The sequence below is a fragment of the Nonomuraea sp. NPDC004354 genome (assembly GCF_053602555.1).
The window spans coordinates 36,420-56,619 of record NZ_JBSGDV010000011.1; the positions used below are offsets into that span (position 1 = coordinate 36,420).

The following is a 20,200-nucleotide window of genomic DNA, read 5'->3' on the forward strand; positions in this document are numbered from 1 at the left end:
AGAGTTTCCGCTGATCACCGCTTCGTTCACCGGATCAGCGGCGCCGCTCGAGGAGGTCGCGATGACGACTGACAGCCGGCTCGCCGACGACGCCGCACAGGCCATGGAGGAGATCGCCGCCGCGGTCGGGAGCGTGCCAGGGACCGAGCTCGACGCGATCGCCGAGGAGTTGCTCGCCGCCCGGCGGATCGCCTGCTACGCGCCGGGCAGGGAGGGGCTGGTCCTGCGCGGCCTCGTGATGCGGCTCTTCCACGCGGGGCTCGACGCGCACTACGTCGGGGAGATGACCTGCCCGGCGGTGGGGGAGGGCGACCTGGTCGTGCTCTCCTGCGGTCCCGGGGAGCTGTCCACGGTCGCGGCGCTGGCCGGCGTGGCCGGGTGCGCGGGCGCCCGCGTGCTCTACCTGACGGCCCAGCCCGAGCGCCCGCCGGCCGGGCAGGCCGATCGCGTCGTCCGCGTCACCGCGCAGACCATGGCCGACGATCGTGCCTCGACCTCCGTGCTGCCCATGGGGAGCGCCTACGAGATCGCCCTGCTCGTGCTGGCCGACCTGGTCACGAACCGGGTCCGGACTCGGCGGTCGGAACCGCCGCGGGCCCTGCGCGCCCGCCACACCAACCTGGAGTGACCCATGCTTCGCTGAACACTCCTGGTGTCCCTCCCCGCCGGGGCTCGGACGGCAGCACCTCGTCCGGACCTCGCGCCGGTCAGCGGCGGTGGTAGGCGAGCAGGGCCAACGCCGCGGTCGCGCACGCCAGCGCCACGGCGGCCATCACCCAGCCGTAGCCGGCCGCCTGGGCCAGGGCCATGGCGGCCAGCGGGGCGGCCGCCCGGTCGGCGACGGAGAACATCGCGACGCGGCCGGACAGGGTGGCGTAGGCGGCGGTGCCGTACCGCTCGGCGAGCAGGTGGGGCAGGGTGATGGTGCCGACGCCGAACCCCAGCCCGAACAGCAGCACGCAGCCGATCGCGCCCGCGACGGTCCGGCCGGCGAGGGGCAGCAGGAGCGCTCCCACGCCTTGCAGGGTGAAGACCGCGGCGGCCACCGGCGCGGCGGACCAGCGGCGGCGCAGCCCGGTGGTGACCAGGCGGCCGGTCACCGACAGCACGCCCAGCAGCCCCGCGACGGTGGCGGCGAACACCGGCGGATGGCCGAGACGGACGAGGTAGGTGACGAGCAGGACCGCGATCGTCGCCACGGCCCCGCTGTGGGCGGTGAAGGCGGCCACGAGCAGCCAGAACGGCCGGCCCCGCACCGCCGCCCTGACCAGGTCGGCGCGTTGCGCGGGCGGTCGCGCCGCCGCTGCCGGGTCGGCGCGGCGGCGGACCACGCAGGCGTGCAGCGGGATCGCGGTCACGCCGTAGCCGATGGCGAGGACGACCAGCGCCTGGCGCCAGCCGTACCGGTCGACCAGCAGGCCGGTGAGCGGCAGGAAGACCGCGGAGGCGAATCCGGCGACGATGGTGAGCGCGAGCAGCGCGTTGGCGCGGCCGTTGCCGTCGAACCAGTGGACGATGACCGCGAACGCCGGCTCGTACAGCACCATCGCCGAGGCGACGCCGATCGCCAGGAACACCCCGTACAGCTGGGGCAGGGAGGTCACCTGGGACCAGGCCAGGACGGCGAGCGTGCCGAGCACCGATCCGGCGGTCATCAGGGCGCGTCCGCCGTGGGCGTCCAGCCACCTGCCGACCAGCGGCGCGCACAGCGCCGTGGTCAGCACCGCGGCGGTGAGCGCGGCGGTGACCTGCGCTCCGCTCGCGTCGAGCGCGGCGGTCATGGGCCCCAGGAACACCGAGAAGGCGTAGTAGAGCACGCCGTAGCCGATGGTCTGGGTGACCGACAGCGCCGCGACGATCCGCCGGCCGCCCGCGGAACGGCCGCGGCCCGTGGCCGGGACGGCGGATCGCCTGTCCGTCGTGCTCATCAGGACACCCCCTGGCAGCCGATCGGCCGATGGCGGCACCGGACCACCTGCCGGGCGGCGGTGGGATATCGGTCGGGCATGACGGTTTCCTTCCCCCTCTCGGGTTGTCCTCGCGGCGATCGCGCGCGCTGTGACGAAGACGACAGAAGGACGGCTCGTCGACACCGCGGAAGTGATGAGCGGGACGGGCGGACTGCCCGGTGGCGGTTTGGGTCCCGTGGCCTTCTCTGATGGAATCGGGGCCTGCCGCCGCCGACCCCAGCGCGGCGGTAGCCGTCTGCCGCGGAAACCCCTCCGCTCGTCACCCGAGGAGATCGCGTTCGTGGGTGCCAACCACCATCACGGCTCGGTCGCGAGCAGTTCCCGCACCACAGTGGTCGCGACGCTGGCGGTCATCATCCCGCTCGCGCTCGCCACCGTGGTGGCGCTGCTGTGGCTGTGGCCCGACCGGCGGCAGGCGGACGTGCCCCAACCCGCCGGTCTGGAACGGATGCACGCCACCGTCATCGCCGTCACGCCGAAGCCGTGCCCCAGGGAACCGGCTCCGGACGGCGTGGCGGCCGAGGACCGGCCGCCGGCCGACCCGCGGACCTGCGGCACCGCGAGCATCGAGCTGACCACCGGCAGCCAGCGCGGCCAGATCGTCTCGACGCCTCTGCCGAGCGGGCCGGGGGCACAGACGTTCGCGGCGGGCGACTCCGTGGTGGTGATCTACACGCCGGAGGAGACGCTGGACGCCTCGCCGTACCGGATCTCCGACCACGATCGTTCCTCGGCGTTGTGGCTGACGGGGGCGGCGTTCGCGCTGGCCGTCCTGGCCTTCGGACGCTGGCGCGGGCTCAGCGCGCTGGTCGGCCTGGCCATCACCTTCGCGCTGCTGCTGCTCTTCGTGATCCCCGCCATCCTGGACGGCCGGCCTCCGCTGCTCGTGGCCGTCGTCGGCGCCGCCGCGATCATGCTGGCCGTGCTGTACCTGACGCACGGCTTCACCGTCAGCACGTCGATCGCGATCGTGGGCACGCTGACCAGCCTGGCGCTGACCGGCGCGCTGGCCTACGCCGCCATCGGCCTCGCGGAGCTGAACGGGATCACCGACGAGAGCTCGTTCTACCTGGACACCGGCCATGGGATCAACACCCAGGGGCTGCTCCTGGCCAGCATCCTGATCGGCACGCTCGGCGTGCTCGACGACGTCACCGTCACCCAGGCCGTCACGGTGGCGGAGCTGGCCCACGCCAACCCGGCCTTCACCGCCAGGCGGCTGTACCGGGCCGCCGCCCGGGTCGGCCGCGCCCACATCGCCTCCGTGATCAACACGATCATCCTGGCCTACGCGGGTGCCTCGCTGCCGCTGCTCCTGCTGATCAGCATCGGCGACCAGCCGCTGGGCGAGACCGTGACCAACCCGATGATGGCCCAGGAGATCGTCCGGGCCGTGGTGGGCACCCTCGGCCTGATCGCCGCGGTGCCCATCACCACCGCGCTGGCGGCGCTGGCCTCGGCCCGCCGCGGGCACGACCATGACGACGACGAGCCCGTCCGGCGCCACGCTGTCACCGACCCAGCGGTGGGATAGCCGGAAACCGGAGACCGGCCCGGCCGTCCTCCCGCGGACCGGGCGTCGGCCGGCCCTGCGGCCTGGACGTCGGTCGGCCGCCTTCCCCGCATGGCGGGGAGCGTCAGCCGGCGGTCTTCTGCTGCGTCGCCTGTTCGGTGGCGCCGAAGGCGGTCCAGCCGGCGTCGGCGAACCCGGCCGCCTCTGCCACGGCGGCGGAGGCGAGGTTGTCCGGGCTGTGCATGTAGGTGGGGATCCCGCCCTCGTCCAGGACACGGCGGGCCGCCTGCGCGACCAGCCCGCGGGCCAGGCCGCGGCCGCGAGCGGCGGGAGCGGTCACGACGGCGAGCTCGCGGCCGTAGTCGTCGTGCCGCTTGATCCCCACGCCGGCCAGATGCTCGCCGGTCTCCGGGTCGTGGGCGACCAGCACGTCGCCGTTGAAGGGGCGCAGCCACTCCGGCACGGCGGGGTCCTGGGCGGGCACCCAGACACCGGCGTCGGCCAGCGGCGCGGGGCGCGTCGTCCAGCGGTAGACGGCGGTGAACCAGCCGCGCTCGGGAAAGCCCGCCATCGCGGGGACCAGGGGGCCGAAGTGTGCCAGGTCCTGGCTCTCGGCGTACCGCGCGGCGATCGTCTCGGCATGCGCAGGGGGGACCGAGAGGACTCCGCCCGCCGGTCCGGCCACGCCCAGGACGGGGTGGAGCAGGCCGTCCCAGCCGGGGAGCGCGCGCCCGGGCTCGGCGATGATGTCGAGGCCGGTGGTGGCCGGCCAGCCGCCGAGCCAGCGGGTGAGGTGCTCGACGAGGCGTCGTTCCGGAGAGGTCACGTCCGCATCATATACGGGTGGGGGGTATATAGGCGAAAACCGGGTGGACATGTCCGGCATCACGGGGAAACTGTCGGACATGTCCACCCCTGTCGGGCCGCCGGGCGTTCGCAGCTTGCGTCGATCCGACAAAATAACTATACGAAGTAGTAAACCCTCCAGTCAGGCTCGCGCAGGTCAAGTTTGGTCCAGTGGCCACCCGGATGGCCATCCGGGCGCTGACTGACGGAATAGCTCGGAGAGCCCCGCGGTTACGGCGGGCATGATCGACGGACGGCGTGGCGTGGCGGTGTGGCTGCGCTGGACCGTGCCCTGCGAGTGGGCGGCGACCTGGTCCAGCCTGCCCGCCGAGGCTTCCTGACGGCGGGCGGGATCCTCCCTTTCACCCGTGGGGTCGTCTCATGTCCACCGCCCTGTTCGTCCAGGCCTTCGTCACGCTTCTGGTCATCTTCGATCCGCTCGCCGCCATCCCGGTGTTCCTCACCCTCACCCGCGCCCAGACGCCGGCGGCGCGGCGCCGTACCGCCAGGATCTCGGTGCTGGTCGCGGCCGGCATCGTCGCCGTCTTCGCCGTGCTCGGCGACCGGCTGCTCGACGCGCTCGGCATCTCCCTGCAGGCGTTGCAGGTCGCGGGCGGTGCGCTGCTGGGTCTCATCGCGCTCGACCTGCTCAAGGCGGACTGCGCCCGCGACCGGGCCAGGGCCGAGAGCGGCGCCGTCGCCTTCGTGCCCCTGGGCACGCCCCTGCTGGCCGGGCCGGGCGCGATCGCGGCCACCATGCTCTACATGGAGAAGGCCGACAGCGGGCCGGCCACGCTGGCCGTCGTCCTGGCCATGGTGGCCGCTCTGGCGATCACCTGGCTCACGCTGCGCTTCTCCTCGCTCATCGGGCGGCTGCTCAAGGACAACGGGCTCAACCTGGTGACGCGGGTCATGGGGTTGCTCGCCGCCGCGATGGCGGTGCAACTGGTCGCCGGAGCGCTCCAGTACTGGGTGCGCTGGGGCGTCGGATAGCTACTACCCATAGTCGTAAGGCTTGGCCTGGATAGCTCCTTCTAGCAGCTCCTTCTTACTATGGCTCATAGTGATATGTGAGGAGTTTTCCGGTTTGTGTGCACACCGATCACCAGGAGGCACCCAGCCATGATGTCCACCGACCGATCGGGCGCCCGGCGGCTGCGGCTCGCCGTGGGCGCCGCGACGACGCTGCTCGTCGCCGCCTGCGGCACCGCGACGGCCGGACCGGAAGGGCCCGCCGCGGCGCCGGGCGCGGTCGCCACCACGGCCACCGCGCAGCCCGGCGCCGCCTTCGACGAGGCCGACGTGATGTTCGCGCAGATGATGATCCCGCATCACGAGCAGGCCGTGGAGATGGCCGAGCTGGCCGAGACCCGCGCGGCCGACCCCGAGGTCAAGGAGCTGGCCGCCAGGATCAAGGCGGCCCAGGAGCCGGAGATCCAGAGCATGCGGAGCTGGCTGGGGGCCTGGGGCCGGCCCATGCCCTCGGACGGCATGCACCACGACATGCCGGGCATCATGTCCGCCGACGACATGAAGCGGCTCGAGGCCGCCGAGGGCGCCGCCTTCGACAAGCTGTTCGGCCAGCTGATGATCGCTCACCACAAGGGCGCGATCGAGATGGCCGAGGCCGAGCAGGCACGGGGCGTCAACCCCGAGGCCAGGGAACTGGCCAGGACCATCGCGTCGACCCAGCAGGCCGAGGTGGACCAGCTGCGCCAAATCCTCGACCGGCTTTGACCGGGCGCCTGACACCACCACCGGAGGCGCGGCGGCCCCCGCGACGGGGCGCGTCCCCCTGGCAGATGGCCGAACGAGGAGGGCACACTGGCAGTGAGGAACCCGTGACGTAAGGCGCGCCCATGAACGCCCAGGCTCGCGGGAAACCGACCGGCGTCCTGGACAATCCGGCCGTCGGCATGGCCCCGTGGATCATCTTCTCCGTGCTCGTCGGCCCGGGGCGGTTCGAGTCGGCGGTGATGCTGGCGCTGGCCGCCTCCCTCTTCCTGATCGTGGCCGCCCGCATCGCCAGGCCGGGCAGTTCCTGGAAGCTCCTCGAAGTCGCCACCGTGCTGTTCTTCGCCGTCACGGCCATGGTGGGCGGGGCGGCGAGCGAGGACACGCGCCGCTGGCTGGAGACGTACGCGGGCGAGATGTCGAACATCGCCCTGACCCTGATCGCGTTCGGGTCGATGGCGGCGCGGCGGCCCTTCACCCTGCAGTACGCCCGCGAGCAGGTCGACCGCGCCTACTGGAACTCGCCCGTCTTCCTCCGCACCAACTATGTGATCACCGGCGTCTGGGGGCTGGCCTTCCTGGTCGCGGCGATCGCGGGCCTCTTCGGGGACCTCGTCCTGCGCGACCCGGACAACATCTGGACCGGCTGGATCATCCAGATCGCGGCGATCGTCGGCGCCGTTCGCTTCACCCAGTGGTACCCCGACGTCGTACGAGCCCGTATCCGCGACCGCGGCCCGGACGAACAGCGGTGACGCTCCCGGCCCGTCTCGCGGTCGCCGGAAAAGGCGATGACAGGCCCGCCGGGTCTCCCTATGCTCGCGCCCGTGCCTGAAGCGATATCGCGTCCCTCCGCCCGCGTCCTCCTCGTCGACGACCGCGACAGGATCCTGCTGTACCACGGGCGGGGATTGACGAAGAACTCCGGCCACGCCTGGTTCACTCCGGGCGGCGGTGTCCGGCCGGGCGAGGACCTGGCCGTGGCCGCCGCCAGAGAACTGCGCGAGGAGACCGGGCACACGGTCGTCCCCGAAGCGGTCGGCCCGGTGGTGGCGGTCAGCTCCGGCCCCTGGGTCCGGAACGACGGCGTGCGCGTCCACGCCGACGACTCCTTCTTCTTCCTCCGCGTCCCGGAGTTCACGGTGGACACCTCCGGCATGGAGGACCTCGAACGCTCCCTGTTCGGCACCCACCGGTGGTGGAGCGTGGCCGAGTTGCGCGCCACCGCCGAGCGCGTGATCCCGCTCAACCTGGCCGACCTGCTGGAACGCCTCCTCCAGGGCGACCTGCCCGCCGAGCCCGTGGTCATCCCCTGGCACCACCCGTAGTGGGGGCCCGCCGCTGGTCGAGACGGGGCCGTGATCTTCTTTTGGCAGGATGCTCCTCCTCCCTCCAGATGTTGAAGGAAATCGCATGAAGAGGATCATCGTCGGCCTCGCCCTCACCACGGGTGCCGCGCTCGTCGCCGCTCCGCCGGCGCAGGCAGCGCCCAAGGCCGACCCGGTCAAGGCGCTTCAGGCCCAGGTGGCGCCCGGCAAGGGCGTCAACGTCTCCCTGATCACCCGCATCGCGCTGGACGGCAAGCGGCTGGCCACCATCCGCACCGAGCGCGTCGCCGGCTTCCGCAAGGGATGGCAGGTCGACACCGACGAGACGACCAGCGTCTACGCGCCCGACAGCGCCGAAAGCCTCCAGGCGGACTTCCGCTTCCCGACGCTCGTCATCAGGGCCAAGGGCGTGAGCTACACCTCCGGCGGCGAGCTGATTGGCATGCTGCCGCTGGACAAGAAGTGGGTGCGCGACATTCCCGGCGAGTCCCGCCCCGCGGACCTCACGGTCGATCTCTTCCAGCCAGGGGCGCTGAAGGCGCTGCTCGCCACCGCCTCCTCCGTCAGCTCCCGTTCCGCCGAGGGCGCCATCGACATCCGCAAGATCCCGGGCCGGCCCTTCGGCTCCCGGAACGGCGTGAAGATCGCCTGGGCGCTCTGGTTCGACGACAAGGGCAGGGTGACCCGCCTGACCACCATGCTGGCCGACCAGCGGCTCTCCGACCGCCGGCTGGACGTCAGCGCGGACGTGCGTTTCACCGGCTGGGGCGCCAAGGTGACGGTCGAGCCGCCGCCCGCGGACCTGGTCACGCGCAGCGAGGACGTTCCCGCGCTCGAGGAATCCCTCGAGCCGGCGCCGAAGAAGCTCATCGACGCGCTGCCGAAGGCCCACTGAGGTCCTGGGGGCTGCCGGGCACGACCGGCAGCCCCGGCCTCCCGCACCGCCCCGGTCAGGAGGCGGTGTCAGTCAGCGCGCGGGCGTAGCGCACGCCGGGCCGGCCCTCCAGCACCGTCTCGCCGGCGGGAACGAATCCGGCGCGGGTGAGCACGGTCCGCGATCCGGTGTTGTCCAGCGTCGTGACAGCCCGCAGCTCGGTCAGGCCGTACTCCGTGGCCGCCAGCTCGCAGATCCGGCGGACGGCGGCGGTGGCCAGGCCACGCCCGGCGGCCTTCTCGGCGATGCGGTAGCCGAGCTCGGCGGCGCCGTCCTCCACGTCGACCAGGTTGACGCGCCCCACCACCGCGTCGCCGTCCACCAGCACGTGGAAGTGGCAGATGCCGGCGGCCTGCTCGGCGAGCAGGGCGCTGAGCCGGGCGTCGAACTCGGCGAAGTAGTCGTCGCCACGGTCGGGCACCGACGCGGCGAAGTAGGCCCGGTTCTCGAGCTCGAACGCGAGGACGGCGGGGATGTGGTCGGGGCGCAGGCGCTGGAGTTCGGGCACCGGAGAACGCTACCGTCCGGCTCGCGCCGCGCGCGATGGGATTTGTCCGCTACCTTCGCTTCCGCGGGCCGTCCCGGCCCGTTTCTCGCCTGTTGGGAGTGTCCGATGGACGTACTGCGCACGCTGTCACTGATCGCCGCGACGTTGTCGATGGGAATGTCGGCGAGCGCGTTCGTGCTCTACGCGCACACCATCATGCCGGGGCTCGGGAAGACCGACGACCGCACCTTCGTCGGCGCCTTCCAGGCCATCGACCGGGCGATCATCAATCCGTGGTTCATCGGCGGCGGCTTCTTCGGCGCCCTGCTGTTCACCGTCGCCGCCGCCGTCACCCAGATCGGCCGGCCGGCCTTCCCGTGGATCGTGGTCGCGCTCGTGCTGTACGTCGTGACGTTCGTCATCACGGTCGGGGTGAACGTGCCGCGCAACGACGCCATCAAGGCGGCAGGGGATCCCGACCGGATCGACGTGGCCGCGGTGCGCCGGCGGTTCGACGAGGCCAGGTGGGCCACGTTCAACATGGTCCGCGTGCTCACCAGCCTTCCGGCCTTCGGCCTGCTGGTCTGGGCGCTGGTCCTGCACGGCCGCGCCTCGGCCTGACCGGCGGGCGCCCGCCAGGCCTCGGCGTGAGGGGCGCCCCCAGGCATCGCGTGAGGGGCGGGTGCCCGCCACGCCTCCGTGTGACCGGTGGGAACCCACCTCGGCGTGACCGGTGGGAGCCCACCACGGCCTGACCGGTGGGAGGCCGCCGCGCGTCAGGCGCCGGCGATGTCGTCGGCCGCCACGTAGCCGAACGTCATCGCCGGGCCGAGCGTCGAGCCGGCGCCGGCGTAGCTGTTGCCCATCACCGCTCCGCTGGCGTTGCCCGCGGCGTACAGGCCGGGGATGACCGACCCGTCCGCGCGCAGGACGCGCGCCCGCGCGTCGGTCCGCATCCCGCCCTTGGTCCCGAGATCGCCCGGGACGATCTTGAAGGCGTAGAACGGCGGCAGCCAGAGCGGCGCCAGGCAGGAGTTCGGCGCCACGGCGGGGTCGGTGTAGTAGTGGTCGTAGACGCTGTCGCCGCGGTGGAAGTCGAGGTCCTTGCCCGTCATCGCGAAGCCGTTGAACCTGGTGACCGTCTGGCGCAGCGCGGCGGCAGGGACGCCGATCCTCGTCGCCAGGTCGCCGACCGTCCACGCCTTGTGGACGGCGCCCGCGGCGTACCAGGAGTCGGGGAACGGCAGCGTCGGCGCGACGTCCTTGAACAGGTAGCGGTTGCGGTAGTTCTGGTCGGTGATCAGCCACGCCGGGATGTGCGGGCCTGTGGCGTTGCGGTCGTACATGACGTGCACGACGTCGCTGTACGGCGCGCCCTCGTTGACGAAGCGCACGCCGTCCCCGTTGACCAGGATGCAGCCGGGAAGCGTGCGCTCGGCCAGGCAGAAGTACGGCTCGCCGGGCAGCGGGATCGCCGGGCCCCACCAGGCGTCGTCCATCAGGTCGAGGGCGGCGCCGGCGCGGCGGCCGGCCCGGATGCCGTCGCCGGTGTTCTCCTTGGCGCCGACGGTCCAGTCCGTGCCGATGGGCTGCCGCTGGAACTCCGTGCGCATGGCCAGGTCGTGCTCGAAGCCGCCCGAGCCGACGATGACCCCGCGCGCGGCCCTGACCAGCACCTGCGTGCCGTTCTGCGACACGAGCACGCCGGTGGCCCGGCCGTCCCCGTCGAAGCGCAGGTCCAGCAGCGGGGTGTTCAGCCACACCGGCACGCCGGCGGCCGTCAGCCCCGCGCGCAGGCCGCCGGCCAGCGCCTGGCCCATCGTGAGCGGGATCTCGCCGCGCAGCTTGGCGGCGGTGTACCTGGCGACGCACTCGGCGGAGACGGCCGCGCCCTTGAGGCTGACCGCGGCCAGCGTGAGCCACTTGTAGTCGGCGCTGAAGACGACCAGGCCGGGCGGCGTGGGGATGTAGGAGGGGTTCAGGTGGGCCAGCCCGGGGCCGAGGACCCTGCCGTCGAGCTGGTCGGGCTCGATGGAGCGGCCGTTCGGCATCCCGCCGGGCAGCTCGGGATAGTAGTCGGAGTAGCCCTCCATCCAGCGGAAGCGCAGCGGGCTGTTGCGCGTGACGAAGGAGATCATGGCAGGCCCGGCGGACAGGAACGCGGCCCGGCGGTCGGCCGGCACGCCGCCGCCCACCACGGCCTCGAGGTAGGTGGCCGCCTTGGCGGGCGTGTCGGGCACCCCGGCGGCCAGGATGACCTCGTTGTTCGGGATCCAGATGCCCGCTCCCGAACGCGCCGCCGAGCCGCCGAACGTCGGCGCCTTCTCGATCACCACCGTCCGCAGCCCCCGCTTGGCCGCCCGCAGCGCCGCGGTCATCCCGGCGGCGCCGGAGCCGACCACGACGACGTCGTAGTCCGCGACGGCCGCGTGGGCGGTGCCGTCGAGACCACCCAGGACACCGGTGGTGAGCACGGCTCCCGCGGCGCCGCGTAACACCTGCCGCCTGGTGTGCCGTGGTGCGGGCTGGGGGGTGTGGTCCGCGGGCATGGCGCATCCCTTCGACGTGAGGCTGATCCTTGACCGGCACCTCGCGCCCGGGCGCCGAACGAAGCATGCGCTTGGTTGGTATGCCTGTCAACGGGCGGGGGGCGAGAACTCCGTCCGCGTGCGCGTACTCGCGACCACCCGACCGCCCACGACGACGTGTCGCGGCGGGGCGTGCAGGGCCAGGGCCTGCCGTACCGTCCGGCCCTCCAGGACCACCAGGTCCGCCGGCGCTCCCGGGACGAGCCGGTGGACGGGACGGCCCAGCACGCGGGCCGCCTCCAGGCTCACCATGTCGTACAGCCGGTCGAGGTCGGCGTCGGCGCGGGCGTCCAGCAGGTGGGCGGCCAAGAACGCGACCTCCAGCAGGTTGTGCCGGCCGAAGGGGTAGTAGGCGTCCTCGATGTCGTCCTGGCCGAGCGCCACCGGCAGCCCCGCGTCGGCGAGGGCGAAGACCGGCAGGTGGAGCGGCCCGGTGTGCGGGTCGCTGACGAAGCCCAGGTCGGCCGCCCGGCACAGCCCCACCAGTCGGCGCAGGTAGGGCTCGGGATACAGCGCCATCGCGCGGGCGTGCTGCGCGCTGCCGCGCACCCCGGTGGACAGCAATGCCGAGGCGAGCATCTCGGTCGTGCGCAGGCCCGGATCGCCGGCGTCGTCGACCAGCATCGCCACCCGCCTGCCCGTACGGCGGGCCAGCTCGACCATGCGGCGCACATGCTCGGCGGCGTCGGCGTCGGTGTACTCGATCCACGGGATGCCGCCCACGACGTCGGCGCCTAGCCGTACCGCCTCCGAGACCAGCTCCTCGGTGCCGGGCCGGCGCAGCAGGCCGTCCTGAGGGAAGGCGACGACGCGCACCTCGACCCGGTCGCGGAACTCCTCCCGCAGCGCCAGCAGCGCCTCCACCCCGGTGAGTCCGGCGTCGGGGTCCACGTCGGCGAACGCCTGCACGGCCCGGACGCCGTGCCGTACCGACTCCGTGAGAGCCCGCCGGGCCCGCTCGGCGACGGCGGCGGCCGTCTGGTCGCGCTTGACCGCGGCGGCGGCCTCGATCGCCGCCATCGCCGCGCCCATCGAGCCCCCGGTGTACGCCTCCAGCGCCCGCGAGCCCGCCAGGTCGAGCGTGTGGACCTTGCACAGGTGCAGGTGGGCGTCGGCGAACGGCTCGGTCACCAGGTTGCCCTCGGCGTCGATCACCGTGGTGGCGCCGCCCGGGGCGTCGCGGTCCTCGGGCGCCACGACGGTGAGGATCCCGTGGTCGGCGGCCAGCATCCAGCGGCCCGGGCGATCGCGCCGGGTGGCGTTGCGAACGAGCAGGTCCACGTAGCCGACCCTACGGTGTGCGGTACCAGGCGGCCTGGAGGGCGCGGATCTCGTCGGGGGTGCTCTCGCGGGCGATGTAGGGGATGTCGAGGAGGTGGCGGCTGCCCGGCAGCTTCCGCCTGACCACGCCGGCGTCCTCGAGCACCTGCGCGTAGACGGAGGCGCCGTCCATGCAGAACACGTCGATCACCGCCACCCGCCCGTCGAGGGCCCGCCGCACGTTGCCGGGGTTCAGGTCGATGCCGTCCCACCAGGGCGTGCGCGCCCGGAACTCGGCGTCGACGGCGGCGGCCGCCTGCCGTACCTCCGCCAGGTGCCGGTCGTCGCCCCCGCCCTCCCGCCACCGGCGGGCCACCTCCTCGGCCCGCGCCGGCTCGAGCGGCGCCAGGAACTCCAGCACGGCCAGCGTGCCGCCGCCCTCCAGCGGGGAGTCGAAGGCGACGCGCGGCAGGTACGGGTTGCCTGGCCGGCGGCGGCACAGCTCCAGGAAGGCGGCATAGGCCGGGTCGAACGGGCACACCCTGGCCACCCACAGCCCGTCGGGCGACCGCAACCCCGTCGCCCAGTCGCCGACGCCGCACGGGGTCCAGCCCGCCAGCACCAGCTCGGCCGTGGCGTGGCGGTGGGTCATCGAGGGCCAGGGCAGGTCGGGCAGCACGGCCGCAGCCTACGAGAACTCCCGTCCGGCCGCATGCGGGTTTCCACCTGCCCGCCGAGCCGCCACGCAGTCCAGCTCCTCCGGGCCGCTCCCTCTCGGGCCGCCTCCGGGCCGCTCCGCCGGGCCGCCCCCATGCCCGCCCCGCCGAGCGGCTCCATCGGGGTGCAACGGGGCTCCAAGCCGGGCACAAGTCGGAGGGCGTAGCTCTTGAGGCATGAGAACACTCCTCGGCCTGATCGCCGCCGCCGTCGTCGCCGTCTCCGGCGCCGTCCCCGCCGCCGCCGATCCCACCGTCTGGAGGTGGGGCCCCGTCCGCTCCACCGACGGCCACGCCGAGGCCGCCGGCAAGGTGGCCGCCGGCCAGTCGGGCCTCGTCGTGTCCGGCATGCTCGCCGACACCAGGGGCGCCGGCTGCTCCTGGGTCCAGATCAAGGGGATGAGCAGCGAGAACGGGCGCTGGCGGACCGCGTCCGCCGGCGCCTGCGTGCCGGGGACGAAGGGCTTCCGGCGGGACGTCGGCGGTGTCCTGCACATCAGGGTCAGGGTGTGCAGGGGCACCGCCACCGGGCCGACGGGCCGCTGCTCCCGCTGGAGGACCGTCTACACCCAGGGCGGCTGACGTCCCGGGTGCACGCTGTCGTCCCGGGTGCGCGCTGTCGTCCCGGGTGCGCACGGTCAACGGCCGCAGGCCGCGCACGCGGGGCGGGTGATCAGGTAGTAGGAGACGGAGGCGACGGCGAGCCCGGCGCCCCACACGACGTAGGCGGGGACGGCCACCCACATGAACGCGGGCTCCTCCAGGGTGCCGTCGATCGTCTCGGTCACCATCTGCGTGATGCCGGTGCCGAAGTAGGCCAGCATCGCGCCCGCGATCGCGAACCCGGGGCCGACGACCAGCCAGCGCGGCACCCCCCGCCCCGCGAGGAACGGCACCCAGCGCGGCCAGACCTTGCCCCACCCGTGCACCAGTGCGAGGGGCAGCAGGACGCCCGCGAGCAGGAAACCGAACTCGAAGACCAGCAGTGAGGGGCTGGCGGCGTAGGGGATGGCGACGCCCATGGTCAGCTGGGCGACGATCCTGAGCAGGCAGCCCGCCACCGCCGCGTAGGCGGCGGCGTAACCCCAGCGAGGGGTCGCCTCCAGGCGCGGGAGGCGGACGCAGCGCAGGCAGCCTGCCGTACGGCGGCGCTGCCACGACAGGGCGGTGGCGCCCGCCAGCAGCCCGACGGTCGCGCAGCTCGCCCTGCTGAGGAAGGCGGGCAGGTCGCGGGGCAGCCCCAGCCCCGGCAGGATGCCGCCGACGACGTCGAGCAGCAGCACCGCCGACGCCGACACCAGCGCGGCGCTCAGCGCCCATGCCGCCAGCACCAGCGGCAGCCGGCCCCCGGTGGCGCGCAACCCCGCCACCACGAGCACGACGCCGGCGCAGAGCCCGACCACCACCCACGCGGGGAAGGTCAGGTCGAAGCCGAGCACCCAGGACGGTGCGTCGCCCAGCGCCCAGGAGGCCTGCACCGCCCCGTAGGCGACAGCGCCGGCCGCGGCGGCCCACGGGACCCACGTCATCCATCGCGTCATGCTCACGAGCTTCGCGCCCGGCGGCCCCGCCGCGATTCGCCCGGCTGGGGGAGGCGCCTCCCCCTGGCGGGGGAACGTCAGCCGACCAGCTCCTCCACCGCCTCGCGGAACAGCACGCCGTGCCGGTCGACGTCGGCGCGCGTCGTGTCGGGGCACATGAGCGCCATGTTGTGGAACGGCGTCAGCAGGACGCCCCGGTTGGCGAGGTAGAGGTGCAGGTAGTCGTCCAGCTCGTCGTCGGTGGCCGCGCGGGAGGCGGTGCCGTTGACCGGAGCGGGGAAGGCGAACCGGTACTCGGCCCGCGCGCCGAGCCGCTGGATGCTCCACGGCAGGCCGGCGTCGGCGATGACGGCGCGCACGTCGTCGGCGAAGACCTCGGCCAGCGCGATCATGCGGGCGAACGCCGCGTCGGTGAGCACCTCGCCGAGCGTCGCCCGGACGGCGGCCATCGACAACGCGTTGCCCGCCAGCGTGCCGCCGACGCCGCCCATGTCGACCAGGTCCAGGTCGGTGCGGGCGAGCACCCGCTCGGCCAGCTCGGCCGACATGCCGTACGCGCCCGCGGGCACGCCGCCGCCGATGGCCTTGCCGATGGTCAGCATGTCGGGTTCGAGGCCCCACAGCCCGGTGGCGCCGCCGGGGCCGGCGGAGAAGGTGTGGGTCTCGTCGTTGATCAGCAGCGTGCCGTACGCGCGGGTCAGCTCGCGCACCTTCTCCAGGTAACCGGGCTCGGGGAGCACGATCCCGATGTTGGTCAGCGCCGGCTCCATGAGGACGGCCGCCACGTCGCCGTGCGCGAGCTGCCGCTCGAGGCCCTCGACGTCGTTGAACTCGGCGACCCTGCTGGTCGCCGTCACGTCGACGGGCGCGCCGACGTTGCCCTCGCGGCTGACGCCCTCGCCGTCGGGGCCGCGGACGATCAGCGACTCGTCCACGCTGCCGTGGTAGCAGTAGCTGTGGAAGAGGATCTTGGGCCGTCCGGTGACCGCGCGGACGATCCTGATCGCCCACCGGTTGGCGTCGGTCGCGGTGAGGGAGAAGCTCCACAGTGCCAGGCCGAACCTGCGCGTGAGCTCGGCGCCCACCCATTCGGCGTCCTCGGTGGGCATCATCGTGCTCGCCCCGCCGTCCTCGCCGAAGCGCCGGGCGACCGCCGCCACCGTCGGGGCGGGGGAGTGGCCCGCCATCGCGGCGGTGTCGCCCAGCGCGAAGTCGATGTAGTCGTGGCCGTCGAGGTCGGTGACGCGCGCGCCCCGCGCGCCGCGCAGGTAGAGGGGGAAGGCGCCGGCCCGCTTGTTCATCCACGTCATGGGCACCCTGCCGAACAGGTGGTCGGCCGCGGCGAACGCCCTGCGGGAGGCGGAATGGCGGGCGATGTAGTCGGCCTGCTCGCGCACCATCAGCGCGCGCAGCCGGTCACGGTCGATCACGGTCTCTCCTCCTGTACGGCAGGCGTCTCCTGCGGGGCGGCCGACCCGATCTGTACGGCACGCGTCCTCGCGTCCGCTCCTTCGATCTGTACGGCAGGCGTCCCCTGCGGGGCGGCCCCGGTCTGGACGGCAGGCGTCCCCTGCGGGGCGGCCCCGGTCTGGACGGCAGGCCGCCACGGGTGGGCGCCGAAGGCGATCGCCAGCGCGTCGTCGAGCCAGCGCCGCTGCTCGCCGGTCAGCAGCGGCAGCACCTCGGCGAAGTCGGCCTCGTCCTTGGGACGCGTGTCCTTGGCCTTGTACAGCAGCTGCACCTCGGGCGCGATCCGCTGGAAACCGTCCTCAGGAACCCCCAGCGTGGAGAGCGGGCGGCGGATCCTCCGGTCGCGCCGGTAGACCCACTCCTCGCCCTCGGCGTCGTCCAGCATGAGCTGGAACCGCCACGGCCCTCCGGCGCTCTCGCGCACCCAGACGTCGTGCGCCCGCTCCGGCAGCACCTCGCCGACCGGCCACGGCCGCAGCGTTCCCGGCGGATCGGCCACGTGGCAGTCCCAGCCGGCCAGCAGGCGGCGTACCGCGAGCTGGTCCCGGCGCAGGACCGACACGTCCACGTCCCCGTGCTCGCGGAAGGCCCGCCCGACGGCCAGCTCGATCGCGTAGCCGCCGCTCACCCACCACGGCACCGTCGAGGCCCCGAACAGGGCGACGACCTCCTCCAGCGGCGCCGGCTCCCAGCGGCCCCACGGTGTCTCAGGTGTCTCAACGCCTGGCATCAGCCCATTGTCGGGTGAGACCGGCCGTGTCCGCCATCGATGGAGTCCGCGGGGTGCACCGGCCCCGGGCGAGCCCCGCTCCCACCGCCGCCGGCAGCGGCGTGTGGTGCGGTCCCCGCGAACCGGCGGGTGACACAGGGGGTAGTGTCACCAGCCATGACGTCCCCGTTGGAGGAGCTGGCGGTACGGCTGCGCGGGTTCGCGAGCGACCGCGAATGGGAGCGGTTCCACACGCCCAAGAACCTCGTGATGGCGCTGGCGGGAGAGGTCGGCGAGCTGGTGGCGGAGTTCCAGTGGCTCGCCGAGGCTGAGCGGCCCGACGAGGAGACGATGGCGCGGGTGCGCGCCGAGCTCGGCGACGTGACCGGCTACCTGGTACGGCTGGCGGACGTCCTCGGCGTCGACCTCGTGGCGGCGGCGCACGCCAAGCTGGACGAGAGCGAGCGCCGCTACGACCCGGAGCTCTACCGCGGCTCCGCCCGCAAAGCCCCACCCCTGTCCTGACCCCGCAGCCCTCCCGACCCCCACCCCTGTCCTGAACCCCACCCCTGTCCTGAACCCCCCCGCGCCGCCCCCTGCCCCTCCCCCGCACCGCCCCTCTCCTGCCCTGCCCCTCCGTCGCCCGCCCTTCTCCTGCCCCTTTCGTGCCCCTCCCCCGCCTCGGCCCTGTCCCGCCTCGGTCCTGTCCCGCCTCGGCCCTGTCCCGCCTCGGTCCTGTCCCGCCTCGGCCCTGTCCCGCGTGGCCTGTCCCGCCTCGGTCCTGTCCCGCGTGGGCTTTCCCGCGTCGTCTGTCCGGCGCTGTCTGTTCCGTGCCGCCGCGTCCCTCGGGCCGGGCCGGTGGAGGTGGCGCCCCTGGCCGGACCGTTCGGGGCGGTGGGGTGCCGCCGAATGTCGGCGCCGCGTGGTTGGATCCCCTACGTGGAGGCATCCGTCGAGCACCTGGTGTACGTCAGGGAGGACGCGTACACCGTCGCCCGCATGAGCAGCGAGGCGGGCGGGTCCGGCTTCGTCGCCTCCGGCAGGGCGCTGGCGGGGGCGCAGCCGGGCGAGACGCTCCGCCTGGACGGCCAGTGGGAGGAGCACGCCACCTACGGCAAGCGCTTCGCGGTCACCGCGTGCGAGCGTGTCGTGCCGTCCACCGTTCACGCCATCCAGCTCTATCTCGGCTCGGGGCTCATCCGCGGCATCGGCTCGCGCCTGGCCCAGGCGATCGTCGGCCACTTCGGCGAGGACACGCTCACCGTCATCGACACCGCCCCCGAGCGGCTGACCGAGGTGATCAACATCGGCCCCGCCCGCCAGGCGCAGATCGTCGAGGCGTGGAAGGAGCAGAAGGCCGTCGCCGCGCTGATGGTGGTGCTCCAGGGCTACGGGGTCAGCCCGCTGCTGGCCGCCAAGATCTACCAGGTGTACGGCGACGCGTCGGCGGAGATCCTGGCCACCGACCCCTACCAGCTCATCGGCAGGGTCAGGGGCGTCGCGTTCGCCACGGCCGACAGGATCGCGCTGCGGTCGGGCGTCCCCGAGCGCAGCCCGCAGCGGATCAAGGCGGCCCTCGTCGACCGGCTGGAGGCGGCCGCCGCCCGCGACGGTCACTGCTTCCTGCCGCTGCCCGCGCTGGTCGCCCGCACCGCCGAACGGCTGGAGCTGGAGGAGGAGCTGGTCGGCCGGATGGTCGACGCGCTGCTGTCCGAGCGCCGTGTCGTCGTCGAGGAGACCGACGACGACCTGGTCGTCTACTCCAAGGAGCACCACAGCCGCGAGGTCAAGCTGGCGGCGGAGCTGGCCAGGCTCTGCGCCGCCAGGTCGACGCTGCCGCTGCGCGCCTTCAGCGACGACCCCGGCCTGCACGACGATCAGCAGGCCGCCGTGACCATGGCGTTGACCAGCACGGTCTCGGTCCTCACCGGAGGCCCCGGGTGCGGCAAGAGCCACACCGTGCGAGTGATCGCCTCGACCGTGCGGGCGATGGGCGGCGCCGTCACGCTCTGCGCGCCCACGGGCAAGGCGGCCAAGCGGCTGTCGGAGCTGACCGGGCTGCCAGCGACGACGGTCCACCGGATGCTCGCCGTACAGCCCGATCCTGACAAGCTCTTCGACCAGACCCCGGCGCAGGCCGACCTCGTCGTGGTCGACGAGGCGTCCATGCTCGACCTCCATCTGGCCACCCGGCTGTGCTCGGCCATCCCCGACGGCAGCCACCTGCTGCTGGTGGGCGACAGCGACCAGCTGCCGAGCATCGGGCCCGGCAGCGTGCTGTCCGACCTGCTGCGGGTCGAGACGATCCCCCGGATGCGGCTCACCCACGTCTTCAGGCAGGCCGAGGGCAGCGGCATCGTCCAGGCCGCCCACCAGATCAGGTCGGGTGCGGTGCCGTACACACCGGGCGGCGGCGGGTTCTGGTTCGAGGAGCTCGACGACCCGTCGGCGGTGGCGGCGCGGGTGGTGCATCTCGCGACCGAGGCGATCCCCGCGAAACAGGGCGTCCGTCCCGAGCAGGTTCAGGTGCTGTGCCCCATGCGCAAGGGCGACGCGGGCACCGCCGAGCTCGGGCGGCTGATCCAGGAGCGGCTCAACCCGGCCCGCGACGGTACGGCCGAGCACTGGTCGGGCGCGTCGGTCTACCGGGTCGGCGACCGCGTCATGCCGATCCGCAACAACTACGACAAGGGCGTCTTCAACGGCGAGACAGGCACGATCGTCGCCCTCGACAGGGAGGAGCGCGTCGTCGAGGTGCTCATCGACGAGGGCGAGGTGGTGTCCTACGGGTTCGACGAGCTCGACGACCTCACCCACGCCTACGCGATCAGCGTCCACCGCTCCCAGGGCAGCGAGTACCCGTTCGTGGTGGCGCCGCTGGTGGTGGAGGCGGGCGGGGTGATGTTGCGCCGCAGGCTGCTCTACACGCTGGTCACCAGGGCCAAGGCGTGGGTGGTGCTGGTCGGGCAGCGTGAGGCGCTGGAGCTCGCCGTCCACCGGCTCGGCCTGCGCCGCAACACCGGCCTGGCCCGGCGGCTCGCGTTCGTGCTCGCCCGGTGACCCGGCTCGGGATCCGGCACCGGGCGGAGGTTCCTACGATGAAG

The 20,200-nt window shown here is 73.4% G+C and carries 20 protein-coding genes; 11 read left to right on the forward strand and 9 right to left on the reverse strand.

Translation table 11 applies throughout. The features are described from left to right. Positions 1-61: 61 nt before the first annotated feature. A complete protein-coding gene (locus ACWENQ_RS27225) occupies positions 62-628 on the forward strand; it encodes a hypothetical protein (protein WP_452416807.1) in 567 nt (188 codons plus the stop codon). Positions 629-707: 79 nt separating this feature from the next. Here ACWENQ_RS27225 and ACWENQ_RS27230 read toward each other — a convergent pair whose 3' ends face one another. Further along, positions 708-1,928, reverse strand: a complete 1,221-nt coding sequence (locus tag ACWENQ_RS27230) for an MFS transporter (RefSeq protein WP_452416808.1) — start codon at positions 1,926-1,928, stop codon at positions 708-710. Positions 1,929-2,250: 322 nt separating this feature from the next. On the opposite strand from ACWENQ_RS27230, the gene ACWENQ_RS27235 reads away from it, so the two are divergent. Next, entirely contained in the window at positions 2,251-3,504 is a 1,254-nt protein-coding gene (locus ACWENQ_RS27235; RefSeq protein ID WP_452416810.1) for a YibE/F family protein, read from the forward strand. 103 nt (positions 3,505-3,607) lie between these two features. On the opposite strand, the gene ACWENQ_RS27240 is transcribed toward ACWENQ_RS27235, so the two are convergent. Continuing rightward, positions 3,608-4,309: a GNAT family N-acetyltransferase gene (locus ACWENQ_RS27240; protein WP_452416812.1), complete on the reverse strand. Its 702-nt coding sequence runs from the start codon at positions 4,307-4,309 to the stop codon at positions 3,608-3,610. 401 nt (positions 4,310-4,710) lie between these two features. Between ACWENQ_RS27240 and ACWENQ_RS27245 the strand changes: the two genes are divergently transcribed. The 5 genes from ACWENQ_RS27245 to ACWENQ_RS27265 all read left to right on the forward strand — a co-directional run bounded on the left by ACWENQ_RS27245 (position 4,711) and on the right by ACWENQ_RS27265 (position 8,286). After that, a complete protein-coding gene (locus ACWENQ_RS27245; protein WP_449926988.1) occupies positions 4,711-5,322 on the forward strand; it encodes a MarC family protein in 612 nt (203 codons plus the stop codon). Positions 5,323-5,451: 129 nt separating this feature from the next. Beyond that, positions 5,452-6,066: a DUF305 domain-containing protein gene (locus ACWENQ_RS27250; protein ID WP_449926985.1), complete on the forward strand. Its 615-nt coding sequence runs from the start codon at positions 5,452-5,454 to the stop codon at positions 6,064-6,066. Between the two features lie 122 nt (positions 6,067-6,188). Further along, positions 6,189-6,818: a hypothetical protein gene (locus tag ACWENQ_RS27255; protein ID WP_354918896.1), complete on the forward strand. Its 630-nt coding sequence runs from the start codon at positions 6,189-6,191 to the stop codon at positions 6,816-6,818. Positions 6,819-6,890: 72 nt separating this feature from the next. Continuing rightward, complete coding sequence (locus ACWENQ_RS27260) at positions 6,891-7,391, forward strand: NUDIX hydrolase (RefSeq protein ID WP_449926980.1); 501 nt, start codon at positions 6,891-6,893, stop codon at positions 7,389-7,391. Positions 7,392-7,476: 85 nt separating this feature from the next. Next, the gene (locus ACWENQ_RS27265) at positions 7,477-8,286 is read left to right on the forward strand and encodes a hypothetical protein (protein ID WP_449926977.1); all 810 of its coding nucleotides are present in this window, start codon (positions 7,477-7,479) and stop codon (positions 8,284-8,286) included. A 55-nt stretch (positions 8,287-8,341) separates the two neighbouring features. On the opposite strand, the gene ACWENQ_RS27270 is transcribed toward ACWENQ_RS27265, so the two are convergent. Continuing rightward, on the reverse strand, positions 8,342-8,833 hold the full coding sequence (locus tag ACWENQ_RS27270; RefSeq protein ID WP_452416813.1) for a GNAT family N-acetyltransferase: 492 nt from the start codon (positions 8,831-8,833) through the stop codon (positions 8,342-8,344). Between the two features lie 105 nt (positions 8,834-8,938). Between ACWENQ_RS27270 and ACWENQ_RS27275 the strand changes: the two genes are divergently transcribed. Then, positions 8,939-9,433, forward strand: a complete 495-nt coding sequence (locus ACWENQ_RS27275; RefSeq protein WP_354918908.1) for an anthrone oxygenase family protein — start codon at positions 8,939-8,941, stop codon at positions 9,431-9,433. A 155-nt stretch (positions 9,434-9,588) separates the two neighbouring features. On the opposite strand, the gene kstD is transcribed toward ACWENQ_RS27275, so the two are convergent. The 3 genes from kstD to ACWENQ_RS27290 all read right to left on the reverse strand — a co-directional run bounded on the left by kstD (position 9,589) and on the right by ACWENQ_RS27290 (position 13,339). Beyond that, positions 9,589-11,361, reverse strand: coding sequence for a 3-oxosteroid 1-dehydrogenase (gene kstD, locus ACWENQ_RS27280; RefSeq protein ID WP_452416815.1), 1,773 nt, complete (start codon positions 11,359-11,361; stop codon positions 9,589-9,591). 87 nt (positions 11,362-11,448) lie between these two features. Further along, a complete protein-coding gene (locus ACWENQ_RS27285) occupies positions 11,449-12,681 on the reverse strand; it encodes an amidohydrolase family protein (RefSeq protein ID WP_452416816.1) in 1,233 nt (410 codons plus the stop codon). A 10-nt stretch (positions 12,682-12,691) separates the two neighbouring features. Then, positions 12,692-13,339, reverse strand: coding sequence for a hypothetical protein (locus ACWENQ_RS27290; RefSeq protein WP_354918916.1), 648 nt, complete (start codon positions 13,337-13,339; stop codon positions 12,692-12,694). A gap of 214 nt (positions 13,340-13,553) precedes the next feature. Here ACWENQ_RS27290 and ACWENQ_RS27295 point away from each other — a divergent pair, with 214 nt between their 5' ends. Next, positions 13,554-13,958: a hypothetical protein gene (locus ACWENQ_RS27295; RefSeq protein ID WP_452416818.1), complete on the forward strand. Its 405-nt coding sequence runs from the start codon at positions 13,554-13,556 to the stop codon at positions 13,956-13,958. Positions 13,959-14,014: 56 nt separating this feature from the next. Here the strand turns inward: ACWENQ_RS27295 and ACWENQ_RS27300 are convergent, their stop codons facing one another. From ACWENQ_RS27300 to ACWENQ_RS27310, 3 genes are all read right to left on the reverse strand, one after another. Continuing rightward, positions 14,015-14,917 carry a hypothetical protein gene (locus tag ACWENQ_RS27300; RefSeq protein WP_452416819.1) on the reverse strand — a complete coding sequence of 301 codons (903 nt, stop codon included), beginning with the start codon at positions 14,915-14,917 and terminating at the stop codon, positions 14,015-14,017. A gap of 77 nt (positions 14,918-14,994) precedes the next feature. After that, positions 14,995-16,347 carry a transaminase gene (locus ACWENQ_RS27305; RefSeq protein ID WP_452416820.1) on the reverse strand — a complete coding sequence of 451 codons (1,353 nt, stop codon included), beginning with the start codon at positions 16,345-16,347 and terminating at the stop codon, positions 14,995-14,997. Further along, the gene (locus ACWENQ_RS27310; protein ID WP_452416822.1) at positions 16,344-17,117 is read right to left on the reverse strand and encodes a nucleotidyltransferase domain-containing protein; all 774 of its coding nucleotides are present in this window, start codon (positions 17,115-17,117) and stop codon (positions 16,344-16,346) included. The genes ACWENQ_RS27305 and ACWENQ_RS27310 overlap by 4 nt, the downstream gene beginning before the upstream one ends. Before the next feature lie 156 nt (positions 17,118-17,273). On the opposite strand from ACWENQ_RS27310, the gene ACWENQ_RS27315 reads away from it, so the two are divergent. Both ACWENQ_RS27315 and recD2 read left to right on the forward strand, forming a co-directional pair. Then, positions 17,274-17,621: a nucleotide pyrophosphohydrolase gene (locus ACWENQ_RS27315; protein ID WP_449926955.1), complete on the forward strand. Its 348-nt coding sequence runs from the start codon at positions 17,274-17,276 to the stop codon at positions 17,619-17,621. 414 nt (positions 17,622-18,035) lie between these two features. After that, entirely contained in the window at positions 18,036-20,156 is a 2,121-nt protein-coding gene (gene recD2, locus ACWENQ_RS27320) for an SF1B family DNA helicase RecD2 (protein WP_449926951.1), read from the forward strand. Positions 20,157-20,200: the final 44 nt, after the last annotated feature.

Excerpts from the sequence above, each read along its gene's own strand:
- ACWENQ_RS27245 (WP_449926988.1), top strand. The coding sequence starts at position 4,711 with ATGTCCACCGCCCTGTTCGTCCAGGCCTTCGTCACGCTTCTGGTCATC.
- ACWENQ_RS27275 (WP_354918908.1), top strand. The coding sequence starts at position 8,939 with ATGGACGTACTGCGCACGCTGTCACTGATCGCCGCGACGTTGTCGATG.
- ACWENQ_RS27310 (WP_452416822.1), bottom strand. The coding sequence starts at position 17,117 with ATGCCAGGCGTTGAGACACCTGAGACACCGTGGGGCCGCTGGGAGCCG.
- ACWENQ_RS27250 (WP_449926985.1), top strand. The coding sequence starts at position 5,452 with ATGATGTCCACCGACCGATCGGGCGCCCGGCGGCTGCGGCTCGCCGTG.
- kstD (WP_452416815.1), bottom strand. The coding sequence starts at position 11,361 with ATGCCCGCGGACCACACCCCCCAGCCCGCACCACGGCACACCAGGCGG.
- ACWENQ_RS27300 (WP_452416819.1), bottom strand. The coding sequence starts at position 14,917 with ATGACGCGATGGATGACGTGGGTCCCGTGGGCCGCCGCGGCCGGCGCT.
- ACWENQ_RS27230 (WP_452416808.1), bottom strand. The coding sequence starts at position 1,928 with ATGAGCACGACGGACAGGCGATCCGCCGTCCCGGCCACGGGCCGCGGC.
- ACWENQ_RS27265 (WP_449926977.1), top strand. The coding sequence starts at position 7,477 with ATGAAGAGGATCATCGTCGGCCTCGCCCTCACCACGGGTGCCGCGCTC.
- ACWENQ_RS27295 (WP_452416818.1), top strand. The coding sequence starts at position 13,554 with ATGAGAACACTCCTCGGCCTGATCGCCGCCGCCGTCGTCGCCGTCTCC.
- ACWENQ_RS27225 (WP_452416807.1), top strand. The coding sequence starts at position 62 with ATGACGACTGACAGCCGGCTCGCCGACGACGCCGCACAGGCCATGGAG.
- ACWENQ_RS27315 (WP_449926955.1), top strand. The coding sequence starts at position 17,274 with ATGACGTCCCCGTTGGAGGAGCTGGCGGTACGGCTGCGCGGGTTCGCG.
- ACWENQ_RS27255 (WP_354918896.1), top strand. The coding sequence starts at position 6,189 with ATGAACGCCCAGGCTCGCGGGAAACCGACCGGCGTCCTGGACAATCCG.